The organism is Geobacillus zalihae NBRC 101842 (assembly GCF_001544135.1).
Taxonomy (GTDB): Bacteria; Bacillota; Bacilli; order Bacillales; family Anoxybacillaceae; genus Geobacillus; species Geobacillus zalihae.
Map to the genome: position 1 here is coordinate 1 of NZ_BCPV01000085.1, position 12,027 is coordinate 12,027.

Here is a 12,027-nt window from a genome sequence, read left to right on the forward strand (position 1 = left end):
GATATGAAGCCTATGCGATCGGCATACAGAATGGGTTTCTTGAACCGGACGAAGCAAGGGCTAAGGAAGATTTGCCACCTCGACCTGGAGGCAATCAGCTCATTGTCAACGGGAACTATATCCCTCTAACAATGGTAGGTCAGCAATACATGAAAGGGGGTGGTGAGAGTGGGCAATCAAGCACCGAAGGAAATAAAGGAAATTCGGGCGCTTCCAGTGAAAATTGAAGTCCGTCAGTCGAGCGAAGGAGAAGAAAAACGCACCATCTCCGGATCAATCAAGTACAATACGGAAAGCGCGGAGATGCGGGACTGGTGGGGAGACACGTTTGTCGAGGAAATCGCGGCCGGAGCATTTGATGAGAGTTTGAAAACGCGCGGGGTTGTCGGGCTCTGGTCACACGACACAGCGAAAGTACTAGGAAGCACAAAAAGTGGAACGCTGCGCCTTGAAAGCACGGAAAAAGAGCTGCGATTTGAGCTGGATTTGCCAAATACCACGATTGGCAACGATGCCTGGGAGATGATTAAGCGCGGTGATGTCGATGGTGTATCGTTTGGCATGCGCGTTACAAAAGACAAATGGTCGCAGGTCGATCGTGACGGGAAGAAGATTTATAAGCGGTCCATCTTGGATGCGGAACTATATGAAATCTCCCCGGTAGCTTTCCCGGCTTATCCGGCCAATGAAGTGTCTGTCCGGTCGCTTGATGAGTACCGGGAGCAGCAAAAACGTGCTTCGAATGAATACAAAAAACGAAAACTAGCCCTCGAGTTAGAGCTGATGTAATCAGCTCTTTTTTATTTTAATCATGGGAGGTTGAAAGAGTATGGGAAAAGAACTGCGGGAAATGTTGCAAAAACTGGAGCAGATGAAAGTCGAAGTCCGTGCTCTCTTAGCAGAGGATAAAGTCGATGAAGCCGAAAAACGTATGGAAGAAGTACGTGCGTTGCAAAAGAAAATTGAAGTACAACGGCAATTAGAGGAAGAGGAGCGCGGTGGATTGGGTCTTGGTGGCGCTTATTCGGCTGGCGCTGAAACTCGCGCTGCTACGAAAAAGGATGCCGAATTGGAACAGGAGTATCGACAAATCTTCATGAAGGCGATTCGCCGGCGCCCGGTTTCTTCGGATGAGCGAAGCATTATCGCAGAATACGAAAAGCGCGCCGTCATGAATGAAGGAGGAGCCAATCCGGCGATCCCTGACGGAGATTCGTCCTTGATCGTTCCAAAAGACATTCAGACGCGCATTAACGAGATTATGAGAGCGCAAAACGACTTGTCTCAATATGTTCGCGTCGAGGAAGTGACCACCTTATCGGGATCTCGCGTGCTGGAGAAAGATGAAACGATGACGCCGTTTGCGTTGATTGATGAATACGGCGTGCTCCCGGAAACGGATAATCCTAAATTCGTGGCTGTCTCGTACTCTGTGAAAAAACGCGGCGGCATCTTGCCGATTACGAACGAGCTTTTAGCTGATAGCGATCAGAACATTATTAATTACATCACGCGTTGGATTGGTAAGAAGGCCGTCGTTACGCGTAACAAGTTGATTACGGATCTCCTGCTGACTATGACTCCGAAAGACTTAGCTGATCTGAAAGCGGTGAAAAAGGTATTTAATGTTGACTTGGATCCGGCTATCAGCTTGAGCAGCATCGTGTTAACAAACCAAGACGGATATAACTGGCTCGACAGCCAACAAGATGCGAACGGTCGTTTCTTACTGCAAGATGATATCACACAGCCGGGGCGGAAGCTGTTGTTTGGCCGTCCGGTTGTCGTATGTTCCAATCGCTACTTGCCGTCGATCACTGGAACGACGAACAAGGCTCCCATTTTCATTGGGAATCTTGAAGAGCTTATCGTATTGTTCACGCGTCGATTCTTTGAATTGGCGGCAACGAAAGAAGGTGGCGATGCATTTAAACGCGATACGACGGATTTGCGTACGATTATGCGCGACGACATCAAATTCTGGGATACAGGCGCGGCCGTATATGGCCAGTTGGCGCTGAGCTAATGACGGGGGGCAACCCCGTCCCCTTTTATTGGTGGTGATCGTTTTGATTATTACGCTCGACGAAGCGAAGCAATGGTTGCGCGTTGAGCATAGTGACGAGGACGGCTTAATTAGTACGCTGATTAATGCGGCAGAAAAATACTTGTTCAATGCGACGGGGAACACGTTTGACAACACGAATGAGTTGGCTAAGCTGTTTTGCTATGTGCTAGTAACCGACTGGTACGAAAACCGCGAGATGATCGGCAAAACGAGCGAAAAAGTGCGGCATACGGTCGAGAGCATCGTGGCGCAGTTGACTCATTGCTACGATAGCGAAACGACGTAGAAAGGAGGAAGATCATGAGCGAGAAAACGGAAAAGCGTGTTGAGAAGGAACTCAAAAGCCTTATCTTAGTGTCTCCAGCGGGGCATAAATACGAAGTGACGGTGTCGGATACAGGGAATTTGATGGTGAAATATAAAGGTGAGGGGACATGAACCCCGGACAACTCAAGGATCGCCTGACATTTTATGAAATCCAATTCGATAATGGTGAGGAACAGCTTGTCGAGCGATGTAAGCTCTGGGGTCAAGTGAAATTCAAAAAGAATAAATTCACTGACCAACAGCCTGAAAAGTCATATCAAATCGTTATTCGGGCGAATAAGGATATAAAACCGTTAATGAAAGCTCTTTGCCAGGGAAAATGGTACGACATTATGGCCGTGGATGAGGGTGAACCAGGCTATTTTATATTGGATTGCACGCTCGGCTACGTTCATAGCCTCAATGATCGCTGTACGGTGTCACGGCATCAAGAAGTGGAGCTGACGAGCGGAGAAACGATCCATCAGCCTGTTGTCCTGATGGAACAGATCCCGTGCGAGCTGGTGAAAATCGATTCCGGCGACACGAGGCAAACCGATACGACGCACAATATCCGGTTGCTATATAAAATCCATATGGAAACGCATCGAAACATTAAAATTGGCGACAAAATTGAGGTCAATCACAGAGGACAAACATTCCGGTTTACCGTGAAGGAATGCTTTAAATATCATACCTTCCAAGAGGTTATGGCGGAAATAGAAGGTGAAGCGTAATGTTTCAGCTCAAAATAAACAATTTCAAAAAATACGAAGAGCAGTTTATTTTCCTCAAGGAAAATCTCCCTAAAGAACTGGAAAACTACTTATTGGACGTTGCCAAAGGCTTATTGCGTCTAGCGAAAGTGAGGACACCAAAAGACGAGGGGAGATTGCGGAGCGGCTGGGAAATTGGTGAGCTGAAGCGGGAAGGCGATGATTTGATTATCGTCGTCTATAACAAGGAGTTTTATGCCCGTTTTGTGGAATACGGCCATAAAGTAGTGATCAATAAAAAAACAGTTGGGCACGCTCCGGGGTTTTATATGTTGACAGTATCGATAAAGCGTATCAAACGCCAAATCCCGCGCCGGTTGAAAAAACATTTTGACAAGGTGCTGAATTCATTATGATGACAGCTATTCGAAATGCGGTGATCGGCAAACTCAAAACAGCCTTTCCGGACCATAAAATATACGGTGAAAAAGTGGAACAAGGCCTGAAAAAGCCTTGTTTTTTTATTACCGTTTTGCCTGGCGATGTGATCGAGCTGAACAAGTCGATGCAGCAAAGGGAAATCACCATCGATATTCAGTATTTATCCGAGGAAGAAACGAACGCCAAAAACGTTGAAATGGCTGATTCGTTGAACGACTTGTTCCGAAGCATTGCTTTTGACGGGATGAAGGTAAACATTGTAGAGCGGAGATTCGAAATTGTTGACGATATTCTCCACTTTTTTCTCGAGCTTGACTTCATCGTGATGTTGAGCGATACAACGCAGCATGACCTCATGCAGGAAATCATTCATAACAGGGAGGTATTGTAATGGGCCTGCCTCAAGTCAATATTGTATTCAAGACGCTAGGGGCCACGGCGATTCAACGCGGCGAGCGAGGGATCGTCGCGTTGCTGCTAAAAGATACGGCGGCTCTCGGCGCGCATGTTGTAACGAGCGTTACCGATATTCCGACCGGACTGTCGGAGGCGAATAAAAAGCAAATCGAGCTCGCATTTATTGGTGGTGAGCGGACGCCGAACCGGGTGGTGGTGTACGTCTACGATCCGAATGCTACGGTGACGAACGGAACACCTCTAGATGTCGCGCTGAACTATTTAGAGACGGTGAAATTCGATTATTTGGCCTTCCCAGAGATTGAGGAAGCAGACAAAACGAAAATCACCACTTGGATCGGGTCGCAACGCGCTAATGGCAAGATGGTGAAAGCTGTATTGCCTCATCACGCGGCCGATAAAGAGTACATTATTAACTTCACGACGGAAAATATTGTGGTTGGCGATACGACGTATACAGCGGCCCAATATTGCTCTCGTATTGCTGGATTAATTGCCGGAACGCCGTTGACGATTTCAACGACTTTTCAGCCGTTGCCGGAAGTTGATAGTGTACAAAGCTACACGAAGGATCAACTCGACCAGGCGATCGATAATGGCGAATTTGTGATTTATCACGATGGGGAAAAGGTGAAAGTCGGTCGCGGGGTGACGTCACTCGTCGCAACTGCGCAAGATAAGGGAGACGATTTCAAGAAAATTAAAATCGTCGATATTCTCGATCTTATGTACATGGACATTCGCAAGACGATCGAGGACAAATATATCGGTAAATATGCTAACAGCTATGACAATAAAGTGCTGCTCATTCAAGCTATTAACGCGTACTATGAGCAGCTGGAGATTGACGGGTTGCTTGACGCTGGGAAAAATAGCGCAGAAATCGATTTAGAACAGCAACGGGTCTATTTACGCTCTATCGGCATCGATGTTAATGCGATGAAAGAGCAAGAAATTAAGGAAGCGAACACAAGGGATAAGGTGTTTATCCTTTCTCGTATCCGTCCTCTCGATGCGATTGAGGACATTGACATGAAAGTGCTCATTTAGGGAGGTGTGACTGAATGGAACGAATGATTCCTGAACGCGCCATTTCCGGTACGCATGGAGAAGTATGGATCGACGGCGAAAAATTTGCGGAAGCATACGGATTGCAGGCAAAGGTGGACTTTATTAAGGAAAAAGTGCCAATGTGTGGTGCTCCGAACGGCCAAGGTCAAAAATATATGGGATGGGAAGGCAAAGGGACGTTGCGAATCACAAAGGTGAACTCCCGACTGACACGCAAGGTGGCCGAGCAGGTGAAGCGTGGTGTTTTGGAACCGATGACGATCGTGAGCAAGCTGGCCGATCCAGCGGCATTCGGTGCGGAACGTGTTGTATTGAAAGGTTGTACTTTTGACGATCTGACTCTCGCGGACTGGGAATCGGGGAAAATCGTTCAAGAAGAGAAGCCGTTTACTTTTAATGATTTTGAATTTATCGACTATATTGAATAGGCAGAGGGGCAACCTTCTGCTTTTTGTCATGAGGAGGGAACACAATGAGCAATGTGGTTGATATTTTACTCAAAATGGATGCGGAAAAGCTGGAATTACCAAAAAAACTCGTGGAAATTAAACGGTTGAGCGAGCTGGCCGGCGAGCCGGTCGTTTTTGAAATTCAAGCGTTGACACAGACACAGTTTGAAGAGATTCAGGATATGTCTACAAAGTTTGATCCAATTTCAAACAAAGCGGACGTCGATGTTTTTACTATCAAACTAGAAACGATCTTAAAGGGCGTTGTTTCTCCAGAGTTAAAACGGAAGGAGTTGTTAGAGCATTATAAGGTCCCGACGCCATATGATTTGATTCGGAAACTATTTACGCCTGGTGAAATTGATCGGCTATATAACGAAATCAGCGATTTAAGCGGGTTTGGCGAGGGGGCCGTTGAAGAAGTAAAAAAGCCGTAAAGGAAAACGGTTATGTACAGATGATGTACTGGTATTGGAAAAAGAAAGGCATCCGGCCCTCAGTTTTTTATCAAATCCCTTATGGGGAGCTGACGATTATTCGTGCTTTTTATGAGCTGGAAGTCGAGGAAGAAAACGAGAAAATAAAAGCTTTATCCGGCATGCCGTGTCCAGTGCTGTTCTGGTGAGGTGAAGAGATATGGCGAAAGGCCAACGGCTCGAGGCGGAAATCTCCGTCAAGGATAGTGCAACGCAGAGTATCGAGAAGGTCATTCGATCGAATGAAAAACTGAAAAATGAAATGCTGCGCCTCAAGGCCACGATGGATAAGGTGCAGGAAAGTGCCAAAAAGCGCTGGGAAATGCGGGTTGAAACGGCGAAAGCGAACGAGAAGCTGGAGACGTTAGCTGATGCTATTGATCGCGTCCGAAATCGGGCAGCGTTGACCATGGAGCGATTGCGTCTATTAGGAGCGACGATCGGAACGGCGCTCGGTGCCGGAGTAGCAACCGCATTAAAAAGCGGGGCTGACTTAGAAAAATACATGATTTCGATGGAGCACTTTATCGGTGTGCAAAACAAGGGGATGAGCCAGCAACAAGTGCAAAAGTCGGCCCAAGAATATTTGACGGCTTTGCGGAAAAACGCGAATGAGACGCCATTTGAAACGGGTGAAGTCGTCCAAACCGGTGTTAGGGCGCTAGGGATCGCTGGTGGAAATACGCAAGAAGCGATGAAACTTTTAAAACTCGCAGAAGACATGGCAGCGTTGACACCTGGCAAAACCCTTTCGGAAGCGATTGAGGCCCTTGCTGATGCGAAAACGGGCGAATTTGAGCGCCTCAAAGAATTCGGATTTAAAGTGACAGCCCAAGAATTTAAGGGCTATGTAGGGAAAAAGGAAAAAGATAACCTGACTGCAGCCGAGACACAGAAGGCATTTAATACACTAACTTCACAAAAATTGAGTCCGTTCTTTGCTGGTGGGGCGCAAAAGCTTTCCCAATCTACTGCAGGTAAAGCCAGCACAATTATGGGGAACCTAAAAAGCGGCCTACAAGATGCGGGCTATAACATGTTGAAAGGGATCAAGCCGGAAACGATGGATAAGCTGGTCAAGATGAGCGAAAACATCGGCAAATCCATCGGCGATGCAGGTGCTAAAATGGTCAATGCCTTTGCTAAGGCGACCCCGCATATTAAATCGGTCGCCACAGCATTAGCAGCCGTAACAGCCGGGGTCATTTCGTTCCGTATCGCTTTTGCCGGCTTAACGATGATGCAGACAATTATCACCCTGTTTAAAGCATGGCGCGCCGGCACGTTGGCTCAGACGGCGGCACAGATCGGCTTGAATGTCGCAATGCTCGCCAACCCGATGACATGGGTAGCGGCCGGGATCGCAGTCTTGATTGCGGCCGGTGTTGCGTTAGTGCTCAATTGGGAAAAGGTGAAAAAGAAATCACTAGAAGTATGGGACGTAGTAAAAGAAAAAGTATCCAACTTCATCACACCCGTGAAACAGTGGTTTGACGGGTTAATCGGCAGTGTCACAAGTTTCATCAAAAAAATTACATCTATTGGAAATATTAAAATCGGGTTGCCAAAGTTCCTTGGTGGAAACGGATTGATCCAAAAGAAAGCAATTGGAGGCGTCATCCCTCGCGATAACTATCCAGCGCTGTTACACGAGGGCGAGAAAGTTCTGACTAAGCAGGAAGTGAAGCAAATGGAGTATAGCAAGCGTCAACGTCCGTCAGTTACGATCACCGGCAACCAGTTCATCATTCGCAACGACTCCGATATTAAGAAATTGGCTCTCGAGTTGGCTCGGTATATTGAACAGGAAGGGGGCGTCATGGTATGAATGTGAAAATGCAGTTTTGGTTCCGATACGGAAGCGAAAGCCTGCAGTTGCCTGTGAACCCTTCCTCTTTCGAAGTATCGAGCCCTTATGGAATGGAAATCGTCGAGGTCAATCATTTAGGGGAAGTAACGATTCCGAAGAATAGAGGATTGCGCGAATTCCGATTTGAGTCGTTTTTACCGGCTAAATACGACCCGGCCTATTGTGTTCATAATCAAATTATTCCTCCGACCGATTTCATCAGCATCGTTGAAAAATGGCGCGATGCCGAAAAACCAATCCGTTTTATTGTGACGACAGCGAACATTAATACGCTTGTACTCATTCCGGAATTCACCTACTGGCCAAGTCCGCCTGGCAGTCCGGGAGAGGTGCAGTTTTCCATATCCCTAAAAGAATATAGGATGCCTACAGTGAAAAAATGGACACAGTCTTCTCCACCATCTAATAAGCAACGGCCACCGAAGCAAAAGGGGCAGCCAAAGACGTATGTAGTGAAGAAAGGCGACAGTTTATGGTCAATCGCAAAGCGCATTTATGGAGACGGGAGTAAGTGGCGGAAGATTTACGAAGCCAATAAAAAAGTGATTGGAAAGAATCCGAATACTATTTTCCCAGGGCAAAAGCTGGTGATTCCATGATTGTCGTTTATGATAACTACGACATCACCGGTTTAGTGAGAAGCGTGGAATGGAGCGGTGACTTGCAGCAAGTAGCGCGCACGTTAAAAATCACATTGCACAATACCGCAAACGGGGTTTCTCCGTTATTGGCGTTCCAGAAGGGAAAAACGGTTCGATTTTTTGATGACAAAGAGCTCTTTCGAGGATTCCTTTTTGCAACGGGCAAAAACGAGGCTGGGGAATGGTTGTTAACGTGCTACGATCCTAATATATACCTCGTTAAAAATGCGGACACCATAAAGTTCACGAAGAAAAAGGCGAGCGAAATGGCCAAGTACATTTGCAGCCTTTATAAAATCCCTGTCGGCACCATTGCCGATACCGGATATGTAATCCCGAAACATATTTTTCGCGAAAAACCATTAGCAGAAATGCTATTTACAGCGTTAACGACTACCCGAAAGCATACAGGTAGGCGTTTTTTTATTTCCAATCACCTCGGGAAATTTACGCTCACAGAAATGAAAGTACCAAGCGCCAAACTGATCATCGAGAGTGGAAGGAATTTATTGTCCCTTAGCGTCAATGAAAGTATTGAGGAAACAAAAACAAAGGTAAAGGTGATCGGCGGCACAGATAAAAACCCTGTGACTGTCACTGTCCAAAATGACAGTTTAGCAAGGCAATATGGCGTTATGCAGCACGTTGAACGTGCGGATGAAAAGTTGAATAAAGCGCAGCTGCAAAAATTAGCCAACCAACTGCTTAAAGATATGAGTAAAGTCGCAACAGACATGAGTCTCGAGTCTTTAGGGATCAATGAGATCACGTCCGGCTCTGTGATCCAAGTCTATAACAAGATGACTGGCATTAACGGTACTTATTACGTCAATTCAGACACCCATCATTATGAAAACGGGGTGCATACGATGTCGTTAACCATTAGCAGCAGCCCTACTCTAGCAGAGGTGGCCTATGAGGAGGTATGAGACATGGAGGGGAACGGTGCTGTTCGGCTTATTAATCTGATGCGGCAACATGGCTATAACAAGGACATATCCATTGAGCTGGCCACGGTGACGTCGCCACCTCCAAATATAAAAATCCAGGTCGATAACATGAAAATCGAGCTGGACAAAGACGATGTCGTTATCGCGCAGCACCTAACGAGACATAAGCGACAAGTCAAAATCAACGGCGGTGCGACGGTGGAATTGGAATATCAAGACGAACTAAAGGTCGGCGATCGCGTCATCGTAGCCAGCGACCGTGACCAAGTGTTTTATATCATTGATCGGGTGGTGATTTGAATGACGCTTGCTCCGGTCAACCTTGACGAGCTGAATGCCGATAACGCAACGGAAACCGTAGTGATCGGCCCGTCGAAGACGTATCGCATCGATTTTGAAAGAGGCGAATTGGGCGGGACCATCGACGATGATGAGGCCGTTTTGCAATTTATTCAAAAGGCAATTATGACAGCTCGCTCGCGCTTTTTTATTTATGACGATGAGTATGGCTGCGAAATAGAAGATATCATTGGCAAGAACGTCTCTAGCGAGCTCCTAGAGGAAGAAGTCCCTCGACTAATCAAAGAAGCGATTGAATATGATGACCGGATCAAAAGTGCGTCAAATTTTTTCATTGAGCGCAATGGCGATCAACTGGAAATCACTTTTACCGTCACTTTGACTAACGGCAAGACGCTCGAGGGGGTGAGCGTGAATGTTTGAGGATCAGACGTTTGAGGTGATTATGCAGCGAATGTTGTCTCGGATCCCTGACGATTTTGATAAACGGCAAGGATCGGTTATATGGGATATGCTTGCCCCAGCGGCGCTTGAGTTAGAACAGGCTTACCAGCAATTTGATTTGGGTGTCAAATGGCTTTTTCTTAGCGAAGATACACCGAGAGACATATTAATAGCACGCGCAAAAGACGTTGGAATAATACCAAAAGAAGCGGAAAAAGCAACTGGCATTGTGATTTTTACTGGACGAGCAGGGACGGTGATCCCAGCCAATACTCGAATAAGCACTAACAATGCTAATCCGATTTTCTTTTATACATTGAATGAAGCGACCATCACAAAAAGTGGTGTGGCTTCTGTTCCTGTAGAAGCAGAAATAGCGGGGTCTAGCGGCAATGTGCCAGCTGGCGCAATTGCAGTTTTGGTGGATGAAATCGACGGGGTGGAAAGTGTGACAAATCCTCAAGCGTTTGAAAATGGAATCGATGAAGAAAGCGATGAATCATTACTTGCTCGCTATTTTGAACGGATCTCTATGCCCTCATCTAGTGGTAATGATGCCGACTACATCCGTTGGGCAAAAGAAGTGCCCGGTATTGGCTATGTTCGTGTATTTCGGCGCTGGAATGGTCCAGGGACGGTTCGCGTTGTTGTCATTACGGACCAAAAGAAGTCACCGAGCCCGCAGATGATTGCAAAAGTGAAAGAGAACATTGAGGCCAAGAGACCGACATTGGCCGATGTCACCGTTGATGGAGCAAGAGAGGTAAGCGTTGATATCGATGTGAAAGTCACCTTGAACGAGCAAGCCGATATAGAAACCGCCCTGCAACAAATCAAAAACTCTATCAACGATTATTTAATGAACGTTGCCTTTTTCGAACAAATCGTTCGCTATGCCAAAGTGGGAGAGGCGATTTTAAACGCCAGTTACGTCTTAGACTATGAAAATCTGAAAATCAATAGCGGCACCTCAAACATTAAACTTAACGATGATGAGATTGCCGTTCTTGGTAGAGTGACATTATTGTAGGAGGGAATTTGCATGAGTGCTATTTCGAACTATCTTGAAAATGCGTTGATCAACGCTGTTTTGCGCAATATTCCATATACATCGCCAGCTGCCGTCTACTTAGCGCTATATACAAGTGATCCGACTGATGACAATACAGGAACAGAGGTAACTGGCGGATCGTATCAACGACAGAAGATCACGTTTGGTGCCCCAAACGGTGGGATGGTATCAAACAGCAACGAGATTCTGTTCCCAGTCGCGACAGCCAACTGGGGGACAGTGACGCATATAGGTATTTTAGATGCCGCGACAGGCGGAAACTTGCTTTTTTATGGGGCCGTAACAACTCCCAAGACAATTAGCACCAACGACCAGCTGAAAATTAACGCTGGCGACATCTCAATCACACTCGCCTAGGGAGTGTATGACATGGCTCTATACAACATTCAGTCAAACGTAACGGGAAGAGGGACGGTCCAAGCTAAAGTCATAGCGGTGAAACGGGCAGGAGGCAGCATATCGGCGAATGGAGCTTTAGCAATAAACACATCTATGATTTTTCGAACAAAGGCGTCACTTAGTTCGAGAGGAACGGTTTCAACGAGAGATTTTATTAAGCGCTCGCTCGTCCGTCTTTCGGCCCAAGGGATCGGGCGCGTCATTGTCAATGCAGAAACGTGGAAGTTTAAAGGGATTAAAGCGCAGATAGAAGGAAACTCAAGGCTAGAGTTTTACCGATATGATCGAGACATTCATAAAGACATGAAGAAATACGTTCCTCCCTACTATGATGGAATAAAGCAGGTGAAGGTCATTCGCCAGGCGTTATCTTCTGAATTTGTTCGCCTGCAAGCCATCATTCAAGA

At 46.5% G+C, this 12,027-nt stretch carries 19 protein-coding genes and 1 pseudogene; all 20 read left to right on the forward strand.

Annotated elements, in window-relative coordinates; all coding sequences use genetic code 11:
• Positions 1 to 227 (forward strand): annotated as a pseudogene (locus GZ1_RS19430) (phage portal protein); the annotation flags it as partial.
• Entirely contained in the window at positions 217 to 789 is a 573-nt protein-coding gene (locus GZ1_RS16280) for an HK97 family phage prohead protease (protein ID WP_060788889.1), read from the forward strand. The pseudogene GZ1_RS19430 and the gene GZ1_RS16280, both read left to right, overlap by 11 nt.
• A 40-nt stretch (positions 790 to 829) precedes the next feature.
• Positions 830 to 2,026, forward strand: coding sequence for a phage major capsid protein (locus GZ1_RS16285; RefSeq protein WP_060788890.1), 1,197 nt, complete (start codon positions 830 to 832; stop codon positions 2,024 to 2,026).
• A gap of 43 nt (positions 2,027 to 2,069) precedes the next feature.
• Entirely contained in the window at positions 2,070 to 2,354 is a 285-nt protein-coding gene (locus GZ1_RS16290; protein ID WP_060788903.1) for a head-tail connector protein, read from the forward strand.
• Between the two features lie 14 nt (positions 2,355 to 2,368).
• Positions 2,369 to 2,506: a hypothetical protein gene (locus GZ1_RS19060; RefSeq protein WP_157074388.1), complete on the forward strand. Its 138-nt coding sequence runs from the start codon at positions 2,369 to 2,371 to the stop codon at positions 2,504 to 2,506.
• Positions 2,503 to 3,111, forward strand: coding sequence for a phage head completion protein (locus GZ1_RS16295; RefSeq protein ID WP_060788891.1), 609 nt, complete (start codon positions 2,503 to 2,505; stop codon positions 3,109 to 3,111). Before GZ1_RS19060 ends, GZ1_RS16295 begins: the two co-directional genes overlap by 4 nt.
• A complete protein-coding gene (locus GZ1_RS16300; RefSeq protein ID WP_060788892.1) occupies positions 3,111 to 3,506 on the forward strand; it encodes an HK97 gp10 family phage protein in 396 nt (131 codons plus the stop codon). Before GZ1_RS16295 ends, GZ1_RS16300 begins: the two co-directional genes overlap by 1 nt.
• The gene (locus tag GZ1_RS16305; RefSeq protein WP_060788893.1) at positions 3,503 to 3,922 is read left to right on the forward strand and encodes a phage tail terminator family protein; all 420 of its coding nucleotides are present in this window, start codon (positions 3,503 to 3,505) and stop codon (positions 3,920 to 3,922) included. Before GZ1_RS16300 ends, GZ1_RS16305 begins: the two co-directional genes overlap by 4 nt.
• Positions 3,922 to 4,998: a phage tail sheath subtilisin-like domain-containing protein gene (locus tag GZ1_RS16310; RefSeq protein ID WP_060788894.1), complete on the forward strand. Its 1,077-nt coding sequence runs from the start codon at positions 3,922 to 3,924 to the stop codon at positions 4,996 to 4,998. Before GZ1_RS16305 ends, GZ1_RS16310 begins: the two co-directional genes overlap by 1 nt.
• Before the next feature lie 14 nt (positions 4,999 to 5,012).
• The gene (locus GZ1_RS16315) at positions 5,013 to 5,447 is read left to right on the forward strand and encodes a phage tail tube protein (RefSeq protein ID WP_047758624.1); all 435 of its coding nucleotides are present in this window, start codon (positions 5,013 to 5,015) and stop codon (positions 5,445 to 5,447) included.
• 44 nt (positions 5,448 to 5,491) lie between these two features.
• Positions 5,492 to 5,905, forward strand: a complete 414-nt coding sequence (locus GZ1_RS16320; protein ID WP_060788895.1) for a phage tail assembly chaperone — start codon at positions 5,492 to 5,494, stop codon at positions 5,903 to 5,905.
• A gap of 20 nt (positions 5,906 to 5,925) precedes the next feature.
• Positions 5,926 to 6,093: a hypothetical protein gene (locus GZ1_RS19330; protein WP_167346370.1), complete on the forward strand. Its 168-nt coding sequence runs from the start codon at positions 5,926 to 5,928 to the stop codon at positions 6,091 to 6,093.
• An 11-nt stretch (positions 6,094 to 6,104) separates the two neighbouring features.
• Positions 6,105 to 7,772 carry a phage tail tape measure protein gene (locus GZ1_RS16325; protein WP_060788896.1) on the forward strand — a complete coding sequence of 556 codons (1,668 nt, stop codon included), beginning with the start codon at positions 6,105 to 6,107 and terminating at the stop codon, positions 7,770 to 7,772.
• Positions 7,769 to 8,413 (forward strand): LysM peptidoglycan-binding domain-containing protein, encoded by a 645-nt coding sequence (locus tag GZ1_RS16330; RefSeq protein WP_060788897.1) that lies wholly within the window; start codon positions 7,769 to 7,771, stop codon positions 8,411 to 8,413. Before GZ1_RS16325 ends, GZ1_RS16330 begins: the two co-directional genes overlap by 4 nt.
• Positions 8,410 to 9,384: an XkdQ/YqbQ family protein gene (locus tag GZ1_RS16335; protein WP_060788898.1), complete on the forward strand. Its 975-nt coding sequence runs from the start codon at positions 8,410 to 8,412 to the stop codon at positions 9,382 to 9,384. The genes GZ1_RS16330 and GZ1_RS16335 overlap by 4 nt, the downstream gene beginning before the upstream one ends.
• 3 nt (positions 9,385 to 9,387) lie before the next feature.
• The gene (locus GZ1_RS16340) at positions 9,388 to 9,705 is read left to right on the forward strand and encodes a DUF2577 family protein (RefSeq protein ID WP_060788899.1); all 318 of its coding nucleotides are present in this window, start codon (positions 9,388 to 9,390) and stop codon (positions 9,703 to 9,705) included.
• A complete protein-coding gene (locus GZ1_RS16345) occupies positions 9,706 to 10,128 on the forward strand; it encodes a DUF2634 domain-containing protein (RefSeq protein WP_060788900.1) in 423 nt (140 codons plus the stop codon).
• Positions 10,121 to 11,179, forward strand: coding sequence for a baseplate J/gp47 family protein (locus GZ1_RS16350; RefSeq protein ID WP_060788901.1), 1,059 nt, complete (start codon positions 10,121 to 10,123; stop codon positions 11,177 to 11,179). Before GZ1_RS16345 ends, GZ1_RS16350 begins: the two co-directional genes overlap by 8 nt.
• Before the next feature lie 12 nt (positions 11,180 to 11,191).
• Positions 11,192 to 11,578: a phage tail fiber protein gene (locus tag GZ1_RS16355; protein WP_060788902.1), complete on the forward strand. Its 387-nt coding sequence runs from the start codon at positions 11,192 to 11,194 to the stop codon at positions 11,576 to 11,578.
• Positions 11,579 to 11,590: 12 nt separating this feature from the next.
• Positions 11,591 to 12,027, forward strand: a 437-nt coding sequence (locus GZ1_RS16360) for a hypothetical protein (RefSeq protein ID WP_157074389.1), incomplete at its 3' end; no start/stop codon positions are given.